The sequence below is a fragment of the Sphingosinicella sp. genome (assembly GCF_013911755.1).
Classification (GTDB): domain Bacteria; phylum Pseudomonadota; class Alphaproteobacteria; order Sphingomonadales; family Sphingomonadaceae; genus Sphingosinicella.
In genome coordinates this window covers 1-20,769 of sequence record NZ_JACESP010000036.1, presented here as the reverse complement: position 1 = coordinate 20,769, position 20,769 = coordinate 1, and the positions used below count along the sequence as shown (strand labels likewise).

Genomic DNA, 20,769 nt, shown 5'->3' with positions numbered 1-20,769 from the left:
ACGCAGGACAGTCTGAGTGCGCGCTTGAAGTTCCTTGTCATCATATTTTCCCCCTGCATGTTAGTACTTTTTTGGTGAACGAAATCGGAGCGTTGGCAGGCTTTCCACGGCCTGATGCCGGACGCACCTTGGGTGAGCGTGACTTGCGCCGACGCGACCACAGAAGAACGCCTGTGACAGACATGCCGACGACCAGCAGACCGAAAACCGACACTGCGATTTGCCAAGGCCGCCCGCCGATCGCAGTGACATGCAACGCCGTCAGCCAGCTCGTCACTGTGTTCCCGGCGCGCTGGCCGGTCGGCAGCTGCAAGCCGAGGAACCGGCCGTCTCGCGCGTCGATCGCGATCGTGGCCACGGTGGCGGGCGAGTTCGTCTCGGTCGGATTGCCTTGCGCGTCGAGCAGATCGCGCGAGGTGTGCATCTGGAAGAAATAGACCCCCAAATCGCGGCGATATTCGATCGATGCCGGCTTGCGCAAAGCGAAGCCCTCGATTCTGGCCTGCTCAGTGAAATAGCGCTGGCCCAGATCGGCAGCCTCGAACCAGTCAACCGGCGGATCGATCAATGGCGCCGCCAGCGTCGGCCATGGCGGCGCTTCCTGGAAATGCTCGTAGTCAGCGAATTTGCTGACGATTCCGGCATAGTACCCCCCCAGATTGAGCGCAAAGCCTGTTACGGCAAAGATCATCAGAAGAGGAAACAGCCACAGGCCGGACGCACGGTGCAGATCAAGAACGAGCCGGTTGGCGTTGGTGTCTCGGCTGACCTTCCACGCGGTGAACCAGCGCTTCAGAAAGGGTCGCGGCTTGGGCCCCGCCTGGCGCTTTTTCACCTTGGCCGGAAAGGTCAGATAAAAACCCATCAGACTTTCGCAGGCCCAGACCAAGCTTAGCCCACCAATCAACACGATGCCCACGCCAAGCGGGAAAATCAGGGCATAGTGCAGGTAATACAAAAACGATGGCAGCCCGGAAGGACGAAGCGTTGCGGCACCGATCAGTCGCTGGCCCAGCCTTTCGCCGGTGTAGGGATTGGCGAAAACCTGATCGTAGTCGATCTGGAACGCCTTGCCGGTGTGCGGATCGATTGCCGGCATGACCCGGGAGAACAATGTTTCGTCAGGCTTTTGGGGAAACTGCAGCGAGAATAGGTGCGAGCGCGGATCCTCCGTCTCCAGTCGTTCACGGATGGTCAGGGCATCATGAACAGTCACCTGCTCGGCCTGCGGCGTCACAACACGCATCCGCGCATTCAACGTGCGCTCGAGGTCGTCATAAAAGGCGATGATGCTTCCTGTTCCGGCGATCACCACCAGGAAAAAAGCAAGCGCGAGCCCAAGGTAGCGATGCACCTTTACAACCGCAGTCTGAAGTTGCGACGGACCGCTCAACTGCCCACTCCCTGAAGACCAAACCCCACCATTGGATAGCCGAGGTCACGAACTGCACTGTCCCACGGGTCGGGCAAGAAAGTCCTCACGTTCGACCGAGCGGGACATGGCACCCTCCTGCCATGCATTTTCCTTCAATTTAAAATGACATGACGCCCCTCAGATAGAATTGCCCGCCTTCTCCGATATGTTGCAATTTCGGCCAGGCTCACGATCCGCGCCACGGCGGCGGCAGTCCGATACGGCTGGCGACCCGCCGTAACGTCAGGAAAGAACGGTTCCGCGCAAGGCACTCATTCCGGACACCACGGCCGAAAGAATTGCGAATTAGGCCGAAGATGAAATGGACGGCCCCTGCGATTGCTTGCAAACTCGGACTCAACATACAAAAGCAACGGTGAGCATCGGGCCGATGCACACTCGTCAAGGCCATTAGAGGAGCACGATGTGATCAAATCCATTCGCGAGGCTTGGCACCGGGCGACCCCAGTTGAGAAATCGGGTTCGGCTCTGGGCGATACGGACCAGCCCGGCCTGACCCGTTCAACCTTCCTCCGCGCAATGGCGGTGGGAGCGGTTGCAACAGGTCTGGGCGGCCCAACTTATGCTGCCGGCGCCACGGGTTCGCGCAGCGTTCCCCCGGTCACCGATCTCGACAAGTTTTATGATGCTTGGCAGGAGCGCCTTAATTCTGGTGATCTGGAAGGACTTGTCGATCTCTACGTAGAGGATGTCACTTACGTGAATCCGGATGGCAAGTTGCTGTACGGCAAATCAGCAGTGCGCGTGGATTTCGAAGGACTTGTTGCACTGAAACCGAATATCGTTCTCGGCAACCGTCGACACGTCGTCTACCATGACGTCGCGCTGACGACGAACCACTGGAGGATGAACTTCACCAACGCTGACGGCGTCAAGCAGGAGCTTACCGGCGGCGGGATCGAAGTTTTGCGCAAGCAGGCGGACGGCGGATGGCGCTATATCATTGACGATGCATCGCGGTCGGCATTCTAATGAGCCCACATGCCGGTTTGACTGGCAGCCCGGAAGGGACGTAACGCACTCGCGCGCCGGCGGAACACTGAGTGCTGACGCCGGATGGATGGTATGAATCGAGGGAGCGCGCCACTTGCGCTCCCTTTTTCGTGCGGGAAGTCATCGGCGCATACCCCACTTCTGGAAGCAGGTTTGAACGGCCGGCGGTTACCGTTACCGTCCGTCCGAGAACCGTAACCAACCCGTTATCACCTTCGCAGGCCTTGGTATTCGGTCCCAAACCATGGGCACTCCCGACAGTACTGAGGATCGAAAGGTGGGCCTGTGAAGCGACCATATTCTTGCACCCTGACCAGCATTTCCATCGTTGCGATAGCTGCGGCACTGCCCGCGCCGCTTGCCGCCAAGGAGAGCGCCGAAGAGACGATCGTCGTGACAGCGGAGCGCGTACGAACCCTGACCCAGGAAAGCGCGACCGGAAGTCGCCTTGGTCTGACGCTTCTGGAAACACCCGCAACGGTGAATGTGATCACGGGCAACGACATTCGTGCCCGCGGCGACCTCGCCGTGGTCGATGCCGTTTCGCGGGCAACCGGGGTCACAAACGATGGCAACCCGGGGAATGCCGGCCTGTCCTTCGCGATGCGCGGATTCAGCGGTCAGGGATCGGTGCTGCAGCTGTATGACGGCGTGCGCCTCTTTCCCAACAATGGATCGATCTCGTTCCCGTCCGATCCGTGGAACGTGGAACGGATCGAGGTACTGAGCGGCCCGGCTTCGGTTCTGTTCGGACAGGGCGCGATGGGCGGTGTGGTCAACGTCATCCCGCGTTCGCCCAATGCCGAGCGTACCGAATTCGAGGCCGAAGCCGGCTACGGATCGCAGCAGAGCTGGCGCATAGCCGCGGGCGTGGGCGGCCCGATCAGCCGAACGCTCTCTTTCCGGGGCGATGTCAGCTATCGACAGTCGGACGGTTTCGTCGACCGCGGGGACAGTGACAATCTGGCCATTTCCGGTGCGCTGCGGTTCGCGCCAAGCGAGGCCTTGACGCTTACGCTGCGCAATGATTTCGGCAACGCCCATCCCGCTAAATACTTCGGCACCCCTTTGATCGATGGCGCACTCGACACCTCGATCCGGCGGGAAAACTACAATGTCGGCGATGCCACCATGCGCTACCGCGACAATCGGCTGGCGCTCACCGCCGAATGGACGGCGAGCGATGCCATATCAATCGCCAACACGACGTATTGGCTGACCAGCAACCGCAAGTGGCGAAATCTCGAAAGCTACTGCTGGATCGCCGATAACGGAAACTGTCCGAACGGCGTCGGTTTCGGGACACCCGGAAACATTTATCGCGCCGAAAACTACGGCATCGTTCACGATGTGAACCAATATGGCAGCCAAGGCCATGTCGCCATCAATCACAAGATCGGCGGGATCGCAAACAGCCTGTTGGTGGGCGCTGATGTCAGCCGGGTGACACTCAACTATTCCCACCAGTTCGCCTCGGTCCCTCAGGAGGACGAGGTCCCGGTCACCGCGTTCGATCCCGGCCTGTTCCTCGATACAGTGGGCCTGTTGCCGCGCTATCACACGCGAACCACCAGCTGGGCCATCTTCGCCGAGGATCGTCTGGCGATCACTAACCAGGTCTCGCTGGTCGGGGGTCTGCGCTACGAGAAAAACAAGGTCGGTCGCTGGAACTGGGTTTATGATGACACAGGCGCCCGGATCATCGGCGACACACCGGCTCTGGATGGCGGAGCCAAGGCGTTCAAGACGCTCAGCAGCACCACATGGCGCCTGGGCGCGGTCTATCAGCCCAGCGAAGCGCTTTCAGTTTACGCACAATATGCAACCGCGGTCGATCCGCTGGGTACGCTCACAACATTCGCCACCTCGTCCGAGCAGTTCCAGCTGACCTATGCCAATGGCTATCAATATGAGGTCGGCATTAAAGGCCTGTTCTTGGACGGGCGCGGCAATTTCACCTTGGCGGCCTATCGTCTGGTCAAGCAGAACCTCTTCACGCAGACCGTCCCGGGCGGCGCCATCGATCAGGTGGGGCAGCGCTCTTCGCAGGGTGTCGAAGCGAGTCTCGATTTCGACCTCCCCGGCGGATTCGGCCTGTCAGCCAACGGCACCGTGCTCGACGCGAACTTCGACGAGTTTGCCGGGTTCGAGGACAAGACCCCGGCGGGCGTGCCGCAGGCTTCAGCCAACCTTGAGTTGCGCTGGACCGATGGAGGGCGTTTCTCAACAGGCGCCAACCTGCGCTATGTCGGCCATCGCTTTACCGACAATGCCAACCGCTTCCGCGTACCCGCCTATGCGGTGGTCGATCTGGGTGCGTCCTATGCGTTCACGCCCAATCTCGCGGTCGACGCGCGGGTCTACAACCTGTTCGACAAGGACTACGCATTCAGTACCTATGGCAACGAACAGTGGATATTGGGGCGTCCGCAATCATTTGACGTGTCCATCCGCGCCCGCTTCTGATCGATCCGCCCGTGGCCGGACATCAGATCAAACGCTGGCTCTATCTGGTTCATCGCTGGATCGGAATCGCGACCTGCCTGCTGTTCGTCCTGTGGTTCGCATCAGGGCTGGTAATGCTCTACGTCCCGTTTCCTTCGCTGGAAGATCAGGAGCGCATAGCGGGCCTGTCACCCATCGCATGGGAACAGCTAAACGGTGATGTTTCGCTGGCCCGGTCGGCCAGCGAAGCGCGGCAGATGGTGCTGGAGATGCGCGGCGACCGGCCGGTCTGGCGTATCGATCCCTGGGAAGGGTCACCTTTCACCCTGTGGGCCAGCACCGGCCTCGCGGCGGAAGCGACCTCCCGCCGCGAGGCGGAGCGCATCGCCGCCACTTTCGGCCGGACGAACGTTGAGGCGATGGAGGCCATCCAAACCGACCAATGGGTGGTCGCAAGTCGCTATGATTCCCTTCGTCCGCTGTGGAAGGCAAAGCTTTCCGGCGACGCCGGGCGCATCCTCTATGTCTCATCCAGCGATGGTGCAGTGGTGCTGGACACGGACGCGCGGGAGCGATTCTGGAACTGGCTGGGATCGGTTCCACACTGGCTTTATCCGCGCGCGCTTCGCGAGAATCAGCCCTTGTGGCGTCAGGTGGTGCTCTGGTCGTCCGGGCCGTGCATTCTGGTCGCGCTGACCGGCACCTGGATCGGCGTCATGCGCCTACGGGCTGGCAAAAGGCGGTTCGGAAACGGGCGGATGACGCCCTACGCCGGGTGGATGAAATGGCATCATGTTTCCGGCCTCGTCGGAAGCCTTTTCCTGATCCTGTGGATTCTTTCGGGATGGCTCTCGGTCGATCCGGGCAGGGTCTTCTCCAGCGAAGGGATCAGACTGGCCGCACGACGCGATTATGCGGGTCAGGCACCGTTGATGATACCCGATCTGGCGCGCATCGCGGCGATTGCTCCTGACGCACGGCGCGTTGCGATCAGCGCCGCCGCCGGACGCGCGTTCGTCCGCGTACAAGGTGCCGGTGGCGAGGATAAGTTGTTCGATGCGACGACGCTCGAACCATTGCAGCCTGATCTGGCCGCCATCTCCGCTTCAGCCCCCAGGCTTGTGCCGGATGCAAAGGTCGTGAGCATCACCAAGCTGACCCGCCCCGATGCCTATTGGTATGCGGTGAAAGGCGAACTGCGCCTGCCTGTCCTGCGGGTTGCGTTCGGCGATCCCGCGTCAAGCTGGGTCCATATCGCGGCGGACACTGGAGAGGTTGTCGGCGAATCCGATGCAAGGCGCCGAGTTTATCGCTGGCTATTCGATCTGTTCCATCGATGGGACTTGAATCTGTTGCTGCAGACGCCGCTGGCACGCGAGCTGTTGATCTGGGCCATGTCGATCATGGGTCTGATCACATCGGTTGCGGGCGTGGTGATCGGGTGGCGCAGATTGCGAAGACCCCGCACACCCCTTGTTCACCGTTGAATCAGGGCGCGACCGATGCCGGGACCGCGCCTGAACCAGAACCCGGACTGATCCTGACAACCACCGAGTTTGGTTCGTCGGTCACAGCGTACAGCAAGCCATCCGGCCCCTGCCGAACATCCTTGAAACGCTGGTGCAGACCATCCAGCAGCACCTCCTGCCGCATCTCCTGAAGCTGGTCGTTGAAGACGAGACGAATCAACGCGCCTGTACCGTTGATCTGTCCGCGCCGGGCACTGGCGACGAAAAGGTTGTTCGACCAGCCGGGCATGGCCTGTCCGGTGTAGAATGCGATTCCGTTGGGCGCTATTGCAGGGGACCAGATCAGCAGCGGGCCTTCCGTTCCCGCGGCGACCGGAGCAATCGGCAGGCGCGAACCGGCATACTCGGTTCCGTAAGTGGAGTTTGGCCAGCCGTAGTTGCGACCGGGCAGCAGTTCATTGAGTTCGTCCCCGCCTTGCGGTCCGTGCTCGGATGCCACCAGTCGACCCGATCGGGGGTCGATAGCCAGTCCCAGCGGATCACGATGGCCGTAGGTCCAGATCTCCGGTCGCGCGCCCTTGATCTGCGTGAAGGGATTGTCTTGCGGGATACGCCCGTCCATCGCGATCCGCAGGACCTTGCCATAGATGTTGTCGGTCCGCTGTGCCGACTGGACATCGCCTTCGCTCAGCGCGCCGACCGCCACATACAACCAGCGACCATCGGCAATCAGGATACGCGAACCGCCGGTCCCCACCATGGCCTCGCCGGTCAGCAATGTCTTCACTTCGGTCAGGCGTAGCCCATCCAGCCGTGCCTGAGCCAATATGGTGGTGGCGGTGATCCGCTTCATTTCCGGGTCATAGCCGACCGGCCGATTGTAGGTGAAATAGACCAGGCGATTGGTCGCAAAATCCGGGTGCGGCTTTACATCCTGAATCCCCAGGACATCGATGGGTTGGAGATGTTCTGCCTGCGAAAATTCCGGCACGTTCGCGATGGACTCGCCAACCAGTTCAGGCGTGCGTCCGGTTGCCTGCCGCAACAGGCGCAGCCGCGCGCCGCGCTCCACGACCAGCGCATCGCCATTGGGCAAAAAGGCCAGGCTGTAGATGTGCGCCAGACCCTTCGCGATGATCTCTACATTCACGGAAGGCTGCTCAGCACTGCGGAAGACATAGGGGCCCGAGCCCGGCAATTCGGCCGGAACGCCGACTTCGGGCACGTCGGACGCGATGGCAGGAGCCGAATGCAACGCGATTGCAGCGAGGGCAAGCGGATACACGAGCGGTATCGCGCGCACCATCTGATTCACAAAACGACCAGAACCCTTCATCGACCGCCTCCCGCTTTCACCCGTTGATCGGGCCCTGGGTTCATTCTAGTCTCGACAACAAATCCCGGATGATTGCAGGGATGGCCATAACCTTGCCAACTTGGGTCAGGCCCCCCGATACCGCATCAAGGCCGCTACGCCTTCGCTCCCGCCGTCTGTTCGGCTTCATATTCGGCTATCGCTTCTCGCGCGATACGGGTTGAATCCATACCGGCCGGCACACCGCAATAAACCGCCACCTGCAACATGATCTCGCGAATTTCTTCCCGCGTCAGACCATTGCGCAGGGCGGCTTTGACATGAAGTTTCAACTCATGCGGTCGGTTGAGCGCGCTGATCATGCCAAGGTTCAGCACACTGCGCTCGCGCCGGGACAGCCCGGCGCGCGACCATATTTCTCCCCAGCAATAGGTGGTGGAAAGCTCCTGCATCGGACGGGAAAAATCGTCTGCGTCGGCGAGCGAACGCTCGACATAGTCGGCGCCCAGAACTTCACGGCGCAGGGCAAGTCCCTTGTCGAACGTCTCTCTATCCATGGCACGGCGTCCCTTCCGGGCTATGCGTTCGGATCACAGCATCCGCGGCAACACGTCCGCCTCGCCACCCTTGTCCTGCAATCGATGCTTCATGGCGCCTGCCACGTGCAGCGCGATGAGGCCGAGCAGCACATAGGCGCTGTACTGGTGCAGCATATCGAACACCTCGAAGGCATCGTCGTTCTTGGGCAGCAGTTCCGGCAACTCGCCGATGAAGAAGAAGGGTACACCGTCGCTCTGCGTGAAGCTCGACGACATGGCATAGCCCAGCATCGGCACCAGCAATGTCAGCGCCATGATCAGCCGATGCACCACATGGGAAAGCGTCTTTTCCCAACCCGTCAGCGTCGAAGGCGTCTGCGGCAGTATCGCACGGTTGCGCCAGCGGATCGCAAGATGGACCAGCGCCAGCAGCCAGATCAGAACGCCGAACTGCTTGTGATTGGAATAGAACAGGCCGAAGGTTTCCAGTGGCGTCGTTTCGGGCAGCCCGGTCATGTACCAGCCAGACCAGATGAGGCCGAGTATGATCACCGCACGGATCCAGTGCAGAACCCGCATCGAAAGCGGGTATTTGGCAGCGGTGTGTCCAACGTTACTGTGCATTGCTACTCCCCCTCAGATTTCTAAAGAAAAATGCCCCGCGAGTAACCGCCATCGACAGTCAGCGACTGACCGGTAATCGCCGCATCCTCTGCTCCGGCCAGAAAGGCTACCATCTTCCCGATCCTTTCCGGCGACAGAATCGCGCCGGCAGGTATCTGGTTCACAAATTCGGCCTCGATGTCTTTGGCAGTCTTGCCGTTTTCCTTGGCCATTTCGGCAAAAAGCTCTTCCAGATGCGGCGTGCGCACGATGCCGGGGTGCACCGCGTTGACCGATATCCCGAAAGGGCCCAGCTGATCGGATAGAACCTTGGTCAGATGCGAGACCGCAGCATTGCGCAAGCCGCTCAGCGTATCGCTGGATCGTCCCGTGAGGCCGCCGATATTGATGATATGCCCCCTGCCCGCGCGCTTCATCGTCGGCACAACAGCCTGGGCATAGCGCAGATAGCCGCCGACCTTGACATCGACATCGGCAATCAGGGCATCGACATCCACGTCCTCGATCGCTCCCCCGATCAGGGTGGAACTGGCGGCCGCGTTGACCAGAACGTCGATCCGGCCAAAGCGATCGAGCACCTGCTTCACCATGGCGCCGATCGATGCGGCATCGCGCGCATCGGAACTGAACGCTGCGACCGACGCGCCTGAGGCTTTGTGCAGGCTTTCCGCCATGGCCTCAACCGCGCGCAATCCCCGCGCGGTCAGTGCGAGGGTGAAGCCGGCTGCCGCCAGTTCCCCTGCAATGCCGCGCACCAACCCGCCGGTCGCGCCGGTCAGGATGACGACAGGCTGGGCGCTGGTCATGGCAGCTCTGCCTGAATCAGCAGCGGCCCATCCAGCGCCAGTCCCTTTTTCAATGCCGCCGCAAGCTCCGCATTGGTGGTCACGCGCACGGCTTCGACACCATAGCCCTGTGCCAGCGCCACCCAGTCCACGCGCGGCTGATCAAGCCGGGTCAGGCTGGCGATCACCGCGTCGTCCAGCGGCGCAGCGGCACGGGTCAACTCAGTTTGCAGGATGGCATAGCGATGGTTCGCGGCCATGATGACGGTGACCTTCAATCCCTCACGCGCCATCGTCCACAGCGACTGAAGCGTGTATTGCGCGCTGCCGTCGGACTGGAGCGAGACGACGCGGGCCTGCGGTGCGGCGAGAGCCGCGCCGACCGCGCAAGGCAGTCCCTGCCCGATCGCTCCGCCCGTGTTCGTCATGACCCGGTGCCGCCGCGCACGATGTGCGTTCCGCAGCCACGGTCCGCCGAGCGTCGAGCCTTCCAGCGAGATGATCGCATCCTCCGGCAGCTGGACAAGCAGTTCCTCCACCACCGACGCCGGCGAGAGCGCAGCTTGCGGTTCTCCCGATTGGAGCGGCGTCTCAGTCGGGCGGAGAGGAACATCGCCTGCACCAAGCGCCTCCCCCAGCGCTTCCAGCGCGGCCAGGGCATCCTCTCCCGGAGCGGCCAGTCGTACCAACCGTTCATCGGGCACAAGCTGGCTGGGATAGCCTTCATAGCCAAAATAGCTGATCGGCATTCTTGCGCCGGCCAACACGACCTTGGCACCACCCATTTGGGCCATAACATCATCGGGGAAATAGGCCTGACGCTCAACCACCGGCAGATCGCCGCCCAGCGTGACGATGGGAGGATAGGGCTCCATCAGCAGGCGCCCGCCCAGTCGGGCCGCAAGCTTCGCGCCCGCGCGGATGCCGGCTTCGGTGAGCGCATTTCCACCCAGCAAGACGATGAACGCGCCCGGTTCTACCAAAGCGTCCGCCGCAGCCTCGATCGTGGCCCGTTCCACGGGCTCAGGGCGATAAGGGGCAACGCCCACCTGATCGCCCCGCGCAGGGGCCGGTGCATCCACCACATCCGTCGGGATCACAAGCGTGGCAGCGCCGCCTTCGGCCAGATTGGTTGCCGCGAAGGCCCGAATGACGCTGTCGGCAATACTCTCCGGCTGATCGATATAGATCACTTCGCGCGAGACGGGGCTGGCCAGGGAATGAATATCGGAGGTCAGCGGCGCATCGTAGGCAAGGTGCCATGTCGCATGGTCGCCGATCAGATTGATGATCCGCGAGCCTGCCCGGCGTGCGTTGTGCAGGTTGGCGATACCGTTCGCAAAGCCCGGCCCGAGATGCAGCAGTGTCAGCGGCACTTCCCCCGACACACGCGCATAACCGTCCGCCGCGCCGGTGCAGACGCCCTCAAACAGGCTCAGTACGCAGCGCAGTCTCCCGTCACGCGACAGGGCGCTGACGAGGCCCAGTTCGGTCGTTCCCGGATTGGCAAAGCAAATCCGCGCGCCCGCGTTGTAGAGGCTGTCGAGCAGCAGGTCAGCGCCCAAACGTGGGGTGCCGAGCTGCGTAGAGATTTGAGCGTCCATTATCAGTCTTTCCTGTCAGCGCTGCGCGCCGCGGCCGGCCTTCAGGCCGGCAAGAAACCCCTCAACCAACCGCATGAAGCTCTCAGGCGCATCATCATGCACATAATGCGATGCATCCGCTACGCTGGCATGGGTCAGCGCCGGGTTCGTGGCTTCGAGTTCGCGCACCTTGGCAAGATTGCAGAAGTCGGAACGCCCCCCCCGAATGACCAATGTGGGTGTCCTGATCGCGGCAATCACCGGATGCAGATCGACCACGCGGGCAGGATCGGGCGAGACACGGGTCGCCGCAATACCTTCGGCATCGTAGCGCCACACTACGCCGCCATCCGTATCTGCGCGCATCGATTCAAACAGGCGCTCCTCGATCGCACTGTCCGACACACCGGGGCGCAGCTTGCGCCAGTAGGCACGCGCTTCTGCCCAGTCCGCAAAGCGCGTCGGCAGGGCGGCCATTTCTGAAAGGATTCGTTCGAAACCCGCCCCCGCGACCGATGAACCGGCGGTGATATCTTCGACCACCAGACCAATCAGACGCCCGGGATGTCGCGCGGCATAACAATAAGAGGTGGTTCCCCCCATGGAATGCCCGACCAGTACAAACCGGTCCAATCCCAACGCATCGACCACCGCCTCCAGATCGGCGAGATAGGCATCGGTGTAATAGTTGCGCTGCGGGTCCCAATCGCTTTCCCCGCGCCCCCGTGCATCGAGGGCGACCATGCGCCAGCGATCAGAAAGAGCGGTGGCAAGGTTGCGCCAGGTTCCCGAGTAGCCGCGCAGTCCATGCAGCAGCACGATCGCAGGTGCATGGGGGGCGCCCCATTCGCGCACATGCAAGCGCAGACCGCCGCTTACGACGCGGCGGGTCCGCTCCCCCGCCAACAGGCTGACCGGCTGCGGGGGTGCATCTGCACGGGCCATGGACTGCGTCGCCATGGTTCAGGTCAGTCCGTTGCCCACGGCATCCTCGGCCTTCAACCCGCCAAGCCGAGCGTTGAGTCTTCCGCGCGTCGCGAAGACCCAGCACACGATCACCTCGTCACGATTGGGTGCGTCATCGAAAGACACGCTCATCGTATCATAATGCGAACGGACATAGAGCGCGTCCTTGTGGCCGAATGGAATGTCCACGATCGTTCCGGGAACGCCGCGCTTGCCGGTTGAAGGCACCCACGAGGCACCACCCCCTACCGCATCACGAATCGGATTGGCGGCAGGATTGGTGAGCAGCGCATTGCCGTGCTCATATTCGCCATCGATCCCGACCAGGATCGCCTTGCCATAGCTCTCGATCTTCGCTCGGCCCGAAAGTGCATTCAGCCGGCGTCCGATCTCCACGCCCAGTTCGGGGGAGGCATCGATCCAGGCAGACAGGTCTTCAACAAACTTGCCAGCATAAGGATTCTTGATGCACGCCGCGATCATGTACTTGAACAAGGGTGCGCCATCGGCCGCGGCTCCGGTTTCCCCGGCCCAGATTTCCTCGACCTGGCTGAACCATTTGCGAATGTGGAACGGGCCGAAATTCGGCGCATAAGTCGTCATGAAATCCTCCAAGAAAAACAGCTGGCCCGATCAGAGCGAAGCCGGGTCAACAGGGTCCGCCTGCCCTTGATTACGGTTGAGTTCCGCCCGAGATTCGCCGGTTTGCTGCGGTATGCGCTGGCAGAACACCTCCAGCATGTGGCCATCCGGATCATAGAAATAGATGCCCGTCGAAACACCGTGATCGAGGATTTCGGCGACCTCGACTCCGCGCTCACGGAAATAGGCGTAGTTGCGGCGCAAATCGTCCATGCTGGTGCCCGCCATCATCAAGCCGATATGCTCGAATTCCTTGCCCTTGCTGGCGCCTTCCTGAGCCGGGAAAAGCGCGATGTCGTGATCGCTGACGCCGAAACTCATGAACACGCCGCCCTTGTAGGGGCCGTCCGCTGCGCGAGCCACAAGCGTCATGTTGAGCACATCGGCATACCATCGGGCCGAGGCTTCGGGATCCTTCACGAACAAGACGATATGGGCGATCCTGTCGATCCTGATCGGCGATGTTTCACTTTGTGACATGCGGTAGCCCCAAATCAGTGGGAACGCCCGGAACCCAAGCGAGATCGGTAATCTCGTTGAACTCGCGCCATTCCTTGGTCCAGGATTTACCCCCATCGTTGGACCGATAGAGATAGCCGAACTTGCTGGCGGCGAGCATGAAATCGGGATCGGCTGGATTGGCTCCGAAGGCCCACATGCACGAGTTCGACGGTCGGTCCATCTCTGCCTGTGCCCAGGTCAAGCCGGCATCCGTGGACGTGAGGATCGCCGCCTTGGTTCCCGGCGTTCCGTCACCGATGCCCACCGCGACTTCACGATTGCTGCCGGGTTTGCGCATCAACAGCCGCGAATAGCGCAGGCCCCAGCTGTCTTTGGCGCACAGCCGTGTCCAGGTCTTGCCATCATCCGTCGAACGGTAGAGCGCGATGACGGTCAACGCGAGATGTACCCGCGAGCCATCATCCTGCTTCAGGATCATGACGTCGTGAATGTCCGAGTTGCCGCCGAATTCGGACCAGGTCGTATCGATGCGCTCCCAGGTGTCGCCGCCGTCGCGGCTGCGATACAGGCCGCCCTCCTCGACACCGGCCCATACGTCGTTCGCGTCATCGGGATCCACCGCCAGGGCCAGCATACGGGGGCGGTTCACCCCGGCGCAGAGCTCGGGCATTTCGAGCGACGTGCGCTCCCAGGTTTTGCCGCCGTCGCGTGACCGGAAAAGGATCGCGCGCGAGGGCGCTCCGGTTCCGGCGTAGAGAACCTTGGGGTCGCTTTCGCTGGCGACCAGCTTCCACACCGCAAAGCCGTTCAACGCGCAGTCGATCCGGTTCCAGTAGACGCCACGGTCAGCGCTGTAGAACAAGCCCTTTTCAGCCCCGGCGAAGAGAGCTTCCGGATTGGCGGGATCGACCAGCAGGCAGCGCACGCGGTCGTCATACTCCAGATCCTGCCGGATGTTGATCCGATACCAGTTCTTGCCGTCGTCGTGGGTGCGCATCACCGCCTGCCCATCTGTCGCGACTATCAAAGTCCTGCTCATGTTCACTCCTGCATTTCATTCCAACAGTGTGATCGGGTCCGTCTCAGCTCAGATTTACCCAGATACTCTTGATTTCGCTGTAGAGCTCCATCGCTTGGCGACCATGCTCGCGTCCCCAGCCGGACTGCTTGAATCCGCCGAACGGCGTGGCATTGTCGACCAGGTTGAAACAGTTGATCCACACGGTTCCGGCCTTGACCGCCCCGGCGAGGCGATGCGCCTGCCGCAGGTCGTTGGTCCAGATACCCGCCGACAGCCCGAAATCGGAATCATTGGCCTGGGCGACCAGATCGTCGGCATCGCTCCAGCTCAGCGCGCTCAACACCGGCCCGAAGATTTCCTCGCGCACGATCCGCATATCGCGCCCAGCATTGGCCATGATCGTGGGCTCAAAGAAGTATCCTTCGCCCAGCCCCTGGGGACGGCCGCCGCCGCACACTACCTCTGCGCCTTCGGCCTTGCCGATCTCGACATAGGAACTGACCCGGTCCCACTGCTCCTGCGATACGAGCGGACCGAAGTTCACCGCGGGATCAAGACCGTTGCCGATGGTGAGCCGGGCAGCATGGTCGGCGATACGCGCCAGGAGTTCGTCGTGAATGGACGCATGGGCATAAAGACGCGAACCCGCCGTGCAGGTCTGCCCCTGGTTGAAGAAGATGCCTGAGGCGACCGCTGCCGCTGCCGCATTGAGATCAGCGTCGGGCAGCACGATCTGGGGCGACTTGCCGCCCAGTTCGAGGCTGACCTTCTTGAGGTTGCCGGTCGATCCGCGCACGATGGCCTTGCCGACCTCGGTGGAGCCGGTGAAAGCGACCTTGTCGACGCCGGGATGGTTGACCAGTGCCGCACCGGCTTCGCCGAAGCCGGTGATGACATTGAACACGCCGGGCGGCACCCCGGCTTCCAGTGCCAGTTCGGCAAGCCGCAGCGCGGTGAGCGGCGTCTGTTCAGCGGGCTTCAGGATAACGGTACAACCCGCCGCCAGCGCCGGGGCAACCTTCCACGCCGCCATCGACATCGGATAGTTCCACGGTACGATGAGGCCGCACACACCCACTGGCTCGCGCACCGTATAGTTCAGGATCTTCGCCCCGCTGCGTGGCGAGACGGGCAGTGTTTCGCCACCGAACTTGGTCGGCCAGCCGGCGAAATAGCGAAACGTCTTGATCGACCCCTCAATCTCCACTGCCTGGGTCAGCGCTGCCGGCTTGCCGTTGTCCATGCATTCCAGCACCGCCAGTTCGGCCGCGTCCCGCTCGATGAGATCCGCGAGGCGGTTGAGCAACTTGGATCGGTCTACGGCGCTCATGTCGCGCCATGCCGGATTGCCCAACGCCCTGCGCGCGGCCTGGACGGCGAGATCGACATCGGCTGCGCTGCCTTCGGCCACCTGGCAGATTTCCTTGCCCGTCGCCGGATTCAGCGTGACGAAGGTCTTGCCGGACCGGGCGGGAACCGATTTGCCGTCGATGATCAGGCCAAGCGGGCGCGCCGCCAGAGTGGCCTCAAGGCTCTTCGCCCGGGCAAAGGGTTCGGACGTTGCAGTCATGACTCTCATCTCCACTTACGGAAATTCTGCCGGCTGCCGGACAAAAACGCCCTGAGCACAGCGAATCCACGGCTTGTCTAACTCAATCGTAAAATGTAAACAATACTAGATTTAGAGGCGTGGTTGTTCCATATCGGTGACAATTTACCGCACAACTGTGCTAGTCGGAGAACCCAGTGCATCACGACGTCGCCGAACTGGAACGCCAGCTGCTGAAGGCTGCAGCGGCGCCTTATGAGGGCGCTCCCCTGCCCCGGCCTGGGCCGACTCTCGCTCAGGCCTATGCCATTCAACGCAAGATCGCCGCATGCGGGAATCTTCCGGTTATGGTCTGGAAACTTGGCCTGACCGGGCGCGAGGCGCGCGATGCATTCGGGGCCGACGAGCCCACGATCGGACGCCTCGTCGCCAGCGCCATTTATTGTGACCGAAGCGACGTTGATTTCGTTGGTGCGGAAATGTTCGCGGAGGCCGAACTCATCTTCGAGATGGGCGACGACCTTCCCATGCAGGATCGACCCTACACGCGCGACGACCTGTGCGGCGCACTGAAAGGGGTATATGCGGGTATAGAGATCGTTCGTACCCGTTTCGAAACAAGTGAGCTCCCCCTCGCATTGCTGATCGCGGACAATTCCATGGCGCACGGACTGCTTCTGGGCCGCAAGCTGGCGGATGGTTGGGACGATCGCTTCGCCGATCTGCCGGTCAGCCTGACCCGCAACGACGAAGCGCCGGTGAACGGATCGACCGCACGGGTGATGGGCAATCCGTTGGATGCGCTCGTCTGGCTCGCGAACTGGCTGTGCGAGAATGAAGGAAGCTCGCTAAGACGCGAACAACTGATCGCGGCGGGAACCTGCACGGGCGTAACCGAAATTCAAGCCGGCGACACGATCCGCGTGACTATTGATGGCATTGAATCTGCTCGCGTCACGCTACGCGGGCAAAACGTTTAAGGAGACATTTGCAATGAGTTTGAATCTTGGTCTGGAGGGGAAGGTCGCCATCATCACGGGCGGCGGAGTCGGGATAGGCAAGGAAACCGCTCGCAAGCTGCTGCTTGCCGGCGCCAAGGTCGTGATTGCCGCGCGAACTGCGTCGAAGCTGGAAGCCACCGCTGAGGAACTGCGCAAATCGACGGGCGGCGAGATCATCGCCGTCCCCACGGATACGACGTCGAAGCAATCCGTCGAGGCGCTGGTCGCGGCGGCGGTCGAGAAATTCGGTGCTGTCCATATTCTGGTGAACTGCGCGGCGGCGCCGGGCGGCCTCGTGCGCAATGCAATCGAATTGGCCGATGAAGACGCGCTGATGCTCGACCTCAACACCAAGTTGTTCGGCTATTTCCGCACCTCCAAAGCCTGTGTACCCCACATGCGCAAGGCCGGCTGGGGTCGCATCGTGAACGTCGGCGGCCTGACGGCACGCTGCACCGAAGCCCTTTCCGGTATGCGCAACACCGCGCTCGTGCATTTCACCAAGACGTTATCTGACGAAGTCGGGCGCGACGGCATCACCGTCAACATCATCCATCCCGGCGTCACCCGCACCGAGCATATCGAGGAATGGTTCGCCGAAATGGCGGCCGAGGAAGGCACCACCTTCGATGCCATTGTTGCGCGCGAAGCGGCCGATCCAGCTGCGCTCAAGCGGATGCTCGAAGTCCATGAAGTCGCCGATCCGATCGTCTTCCTCTGCTCGCAGCTCGGAAGCGGTATTACCGGCGAATCGATCGCGGTCGATGGCGGCCTTTCGCGCGCCGTGTTCCTGTAAACGTCGGGGAGCGCTGCCCGTCACGGGTAGCGCTCCCGACCGATTATCTTCAGCAGATGATGGCCTTATCGCGTTCCGGCCGCCGTCAACTTCCGGGTCAGATTAATTCAGCCGCCGACCGCGCCGAATCGTGGCAATGGTTACGGCTACGCTGAGCGCGAGGACGAGGCAGGATGCGTAGATCGCGACCGTGAACGAACCGGTCGCCAGCGTCGCCGCCGCCGCCGCCGGCCCCAAGCCCGTACCAAAGGTCTGTATCGAACCCATCGCACAGACGACACGGCCACGACTGCAGGCTTCCGAACACAGGCCCGACAGCAACGGCTGGGCAAAGTTCCAACTGAACATCATCAGCATGGCGGCGATGATGAAGTCAGACGACGTCACCTGATCTCGAAACAGCAGAAAGCTGGCGACGCCCGCCACACCGCTGATCACAAGAGGCCAGCTTCGCCCCCAGCGGCGCGGCAATATCCCGGCAAGCCCAGCCCCTGCAACTCCGGTCATGGTCCCGATCGAAAGGCCGTTGGCAATCACGTCCATCGGCAAACGGCTGGCCATTCCGATCCGTTCGGAATAGCTCCACATCGCGCCCATTGCCAGGAACAGCAGGAACACGCCGAGCAACGCGCCTGACGCATACTTGAAGTCCAGCTTGCCCCCCCCGGAAAATATATCCGGTTCATCCTTGCTGCCGTCGGGAAAGACGGGAAGCGTCAGTATGACCAACGCTGCCAGTCCCGCGCCGAACAGGAATACTGTCGCTGGCGACACAGCGGATTGAATCGCGGGCAGCGCATAAAGGAAGGCTGAACTGAGGAGCGCGCCGGTCACGAGATAGATCGAGAATGCCCGGTCGGGGTTGCGCGCCCGGCCCAGCGCCGCGAACGCGAAGCCGATACAGATGCCTTCCCCTGCTCCGGCGATGACGCGGGCGGCGGCCATGGCCGGAAAAGCCTCGACAGCGGCGGTCAGCAAATTGCCGGCGACGACCAGGGCGAGGCCAAGCCCCACGGCCACGCGCCAAGGCGCCTTCGCGAGCGCAAAGGTGCTGAGCCCTATGGTGATGCCCATGGCATTGATGTCCCAGGCGGCAAGATAACCGAGCTGCTCGTCATCGAAACCGGTCTTCTGGGCAATCACCGCCAGAAAGCCGGGCGTGATGAAGATCACCAAGGCACCCACGAGGCCGACCAGAATCGCACTGACCAGACCGCCCCTTGTCAGACGTTCCGTGCCTTGTTCTGCAGCAGCCATGCCAGCAATGGCGGTGTTCAATTCCATACCGCACCCCTCCCCCGGGACGCCAACATCGGGCAATCTCCGTGCAAACCGACAGACGCCCGGTTCAGGCCTTCAATACATCGTCCAAAGCCCGCGCGAACTTGTCGACAATCTCGTCGACTTCGGTGCGGCTGATGATGAGCGGCGGAGCGAAAACCAGCGTGTCGCCAAGCGCGCGGGTAATCAGGCCCCGCTCGGCGGCAGCCTTCAGCACTTGCCGTCCGGTACGGTTGGCCATCGGAAATATCTGCTTGGCCTCACGATCCTGCATCAGCTCGATTCCGAGCATGAGACCCTTGCCGCGTATATCGCCGACGAGCGGGTGCTGACCCAAACGATCGCGCAGCGCCTGCATCATGTACGGGCCGACATCGGCAACGTTCTCCACAACCTTGAGATCGTCGATCAGCTTGAGCGCCGCCAGAGCCGCGGCCGCGCCGACCGGATGTGCCGAATAGGTGTAGCCATGGCCGAAGACGCCCACCTTGTCCGCACCGGCTTCGATCACGTCCCATACCTTGGGCGAGATGAACACGGCCGACATCGGAAAATAGCCCGAGGTCACGCCCTTTGCCGAAGTGATCAGGTCGGGCTCATAGCCATATGTCTGGCTGCCCCAATAGGTTCCGAGGCGCCCGAAGCCGGACACGACCTCATCGGCCACGAGCAGGATGTCATGCTTCTTGAGGATCGGCGTGATCTCTTCAAAATAGCCCTCCGGAGGCGGGATGAGCCCGCCGGCACCCATCACGGCTTCGACAAAGAAGGCAGCGATCGTGTCGGGGCCTTCGCGCTCGATCAGCGCTTCCAGTTCCTTGGCCAGCTGGCGCGAGAAGTCGCGTTCAGACATGCCCTCCGGAGCGTTGCGATAATAGTTGGGCGCGCTCACGTGAAGGATCGGTCCCTTTGGAAGATCGAACAGCGTGTGCATCCCCGGCAGCCCGGTCAGGCTTGCAGTGGCGACGCCAGAGCCGTGATAGGCGTTCCAGCGGGCTATGATTTTCTTCTTTTCCGGTTTGCCGCGCAGATTGTTGTAGACCCAGATCAGCTTGAGCTGGGTTTCGTTGGCGTCGCTGCCCGAAGCCCCAAAGAACACGCGCGACATGGGCACCGGCGCCCTGGCCAACAGCGCTTCGGAGCATTCAGCGACAACATCGCTGCTCATCCCGTTGAAGGTGTGGAAAAACGACAGGCGCTGCGACTGCTGCGCGATGGCATCGCAGATTTCCTGGCGACCATAGCCGAGGTTGACACACCAGAGCCCCGCCATCCCGTCCAGATATTCCTTCCCATTGACATCGCGGACCCGAACGCCCGATCCTGAGGCCATGACGGTCGGCCCCTCCGCCTTCAGATCGTTGATCGAAGTGAAAGGGTGGAACTGGCTGCGCTGGTCCTGTTGCGCGACGTGCGAAAGCTGGGTGGCCATGTGAAAACTCCCTTCTTGTCCTCGACCGAATCGAGACATGCGTATCTTTTCGCCATGGGTCCTCGCCCAAAGTCGATAAGAACACAACAGTGTAAATGATTATGAGGCTATTTTTGCATATTCGCAACAATGACCAACAAGAACCCAGCCACACCCAATGGTACGTCGGGTCATTCGCATTGACACGCCAGCGGCAGTGCAACACGGAGTAAACATGGAAGAGAGACCTGACCTAGGAAACGTGATGGCGATGATGTCGTTCGCCGCAGTCGTTAGCAGCGGGGGCTTTTCGAACGCCGCCAAGCTGCTCGGCTATTCTAAGGCTGCGGTCAGCCGCCAAATCGCGAAGCTGGAGCAGAGTATCGGCGTCCGCCTGCTGGATCGCACGACACGCTCGGTCACGCTGACTCCCGCGGGGCGGGAAATGTATG

19 protein-coding genes are annotated in these 20,769 nt (G+C 61.7%); 6 read left to right on the top strand and 13 right to left on the bottom strand.

The genetic code is table 11. The features are described from left to right. Positions 1–40: 40 nt before the first annotated feature. A complete protein-coding gene (locus H2052_RS17305; protein ID WP_293784654.1) occupies positions 41–1,393 on the bottom strand; it encodes a PepSY-associated TM helix domain-containing protein in 1,353 nt (450 codons plus the stop codon). Positions 1,394–1,840: 447 nt separating this feature from the next. On the opposite strand from H2052_RS17305, the gene H2052_RS17300 reads away from it, so the two are divergent. From H2052_RS17300 to H2052_RS17290, 3 genes are all read left to right on the top strand, one after another. Next, complete coding sequence (locus H2052_RS17300) at positions 1,841–2,407, top strand: SgcJ/EcaC family oxidoreductase (RefSeq protein WP_293784651.1); 567 nt, start codon at positions 1,841–1,843, stop codon at positions 2,405–2,407. A 306-nt stretch (positions 2,408–2,713) separates the two neighbouring features. Next, positions 2,714–4,894: a TonB-dependent receptor gene (locus H2052_RS17295; protein ID WP_293784648.1), complete on the top strand. Its 2,181-nt coding sequence runs from the start codon at positions 2,714–2,716 to the stop codon at positions 4,892–4,894. A gap of 11 nt (positions 4,895–4,905) precedes the next feature. Then, the gene (locus tag H2052_RS17290; protein WP_293784645.1) at positions 4,906–6,360 is read left to right on the top strand and encodes a hypothetical protein; all 1,455 of its coding nucleotides are present in this window, start codon (positions 4,906–4,908) and stop codon (positions 6,358–6,360) included. 1 nt (position 6,361) lies between these two features. Here the strand turns inward: H2052_RS17290 and H2052_RS17285 are convergent, their stop codons facing one another. From H2052_RS17285 to H2052_RS17240, 10 genes are all read right to left on the bottom strand, one after another. Further along, entirely contained in the window at positions 6,362–7,678 is a 1,317-nt protein-coding gene (locus H2052_RS17285) for a PQQ-dependent sugar dehydrogenase (protein ID WP_293784642.1), read from the bottom strand. Positions 7,679–7,812: 134 nt separating this feature from the next. Beyond that, positions 7,813–8,214, bottom strand: a complete 402-nt coding sequence (locus H2052_RS17280) for a carboxymuconolactone decarboxylase family protein (protein WP_293784639.1) — start codon at positions 8,212–8,214, stop codon at positions 7,813–7,815. 33 nt (positions 8,215–8,247) lie between these two features. After that, entirely contained in the window at positions 8,248–8,820 is a 573-nt protein-coding gene (locus H2052_RS17275; RefSeq protein WP_293784636.1) for a cytochrome b, read from the bottom strand. A gap of 20 nt (positions 8,821–8,840) precedes the next feature. Continuing rightward, positions 8,841–9,626: an SDR family oxidoreductase gene (locus H2052_RS17270; RefSeq protein WP_293784633.1), complete on the bottom strand. Its 786-nt coding sequence runs from the start codon at positions 9,624–9,626 to the stop codon at positions 8,841–8,843. Continuing rightward, the gene (locus H2052_RS17265; RefSeq protein ID WP_293784630.1) at positions 9,623–11,209 is read right to left on the bottom strand and encodes an acetolactate synthase large subunit; all 1,587 of its coding nucleotides are present in this window, start codon (positions 11,207–11,209) and stop codon (positions 9,623–9,625) included. Before H2052_RS17265 ends, H2052_RS17270 begins: the two co-directional genes overlap by 4 nt. Before the next feature lie 15 nt (positions 11,210–11,224). Further along, complete coding sequence (locus H2052_RS17260) at positions 11,225–12,148, bottom strand: alpha/beta hydrolase (protein ID WP_293784627.1); 924 nt, start codon at positions 12,146–12,148, stop codon at positions 11,225–11,227. Positions 12,149–12,151: 3 nt separating this feature from the next. After that, the gene (locus H2052_RS17255; RefSeq protein WP_293784624.1) at positions 12,152–12,757 is read right to left on the bottom strand and encodes an amino acid synthesis family protein; all 606 of its coding nucleotides are present in this window, start codon (positions 12,755–12,757) and stop codon (positions 12,152–12,154) included. Between the two features lie 30 nt (positions 12,758–12,787). Beyond that, the gene (locus H2052_RS17250; RefSeq protein ID WP_293784620.1) at positions 12,788–13,276 is read right to left on the bottom strand and encodes a VOC family protein; all 489 of its coding nucleotides are present in this window, start codon (positions 13,274–13,276) and stop codon (positions 12,788–12,790) included. Further along, positions 13,263–14,297: a YCF48-related protein gene (locus H2052_RS17245; RefSeq protein ID WP_293784617.1), complete on the bottom strand. Its 1,035-nt coding sequence runs from the start codon at positions 14,295–14,297 to the stop codon at positions 13,263–13,265. The genes H2052_RS17250 and H2052_RS17245 overlap by 14 nt, the downstream gene beginning before the upstream one ends. A 43-nt stretch (positions 14,298–14,340) precedes the next feature. Then, complete coding sequence (locus H2052_RS17240) at positions 14,341–15,849, bottom strand: aldehyde dehydrogenase family protein (RefSeq protein WP_293784614.1); 1,509 nt, start codon at positions 15,847–15,849, stop codon at positions 14,341–14,343. 176 nt (positions 15,850–16,025) lie between these two features. Here H2052_RS17240 and H2052_RS17235 point away from each other — a divergent pair, with 176 nt between their 5' ends. Both H2052_RS17235 and H2052_RS17230 read left to right on the top strand, forming a co-directional pair. Then, the gene (locus H2052_RS17235) at positions 16,026–16,808 is read left to right on the top strand and encodes a fumarylacetoacetate hydrolase family protein (protein WP_293784611.1); all 783 of its coding nucleotides are present in this window, start codon (positions 16,026–16,028) and stop codon (positions 16,806–16,808) included. 13 nt (positions 16,809–16,821) lie between these two features. Continuing rightward, positions 16,822–17,625, top strand: coding sequence for an SDR family oxidoreductase (locus H2052_RS17230; protein WP_293784608.1), 804 nt, complete (start codon positions 16,822–16,824; stop codon positions 17,623–17,625). 102 nt (positions 17,626–17,727) lie between these two features. Here the strand turns inward: H2052_RS17230 and H2052_RS17225 are convergent, their stop codons facing one another. Both H2052_RS17225 and H2052_RS17220 read right to left on the bottom strand, forming a co-directional pair. After that, positions 17,728–18,909, bottom strand: a complete 1,182-nt coding sequence (locus H2052_RS17225) for an MFS transporter (RefSeq protein ID WP_293784605.1) — start codon at positions 18,907–18,909, stop codon at positions 17,728–17,730. A 64-nt stretch (positions 18,910–18,973) separates the two neighbouring features. Then, complete coding sequence (locus H2052_RS17220; protein WP_293784603.1) at positions 18,974–20,338, bottom strand: aminotransferase; 1,365 nt, start codon at positions 20,336–20,338, stop codon at positions 18,974–18,976. A 244-nt stretch (positions 20,339–20,582) separates the two neighbouring features. On the opposite strand from H2052_RS17220, the gene H2052_RS17215 reads away from it, so the two are divergent. After that, the coding region (locus H2052_RS17215) for a LysR family transcriptional regulator (RefSeq protein ID WP_293784600.1) at positions 20,583–20,769 on the top strand (187 nt) is incomplete at its 3' end.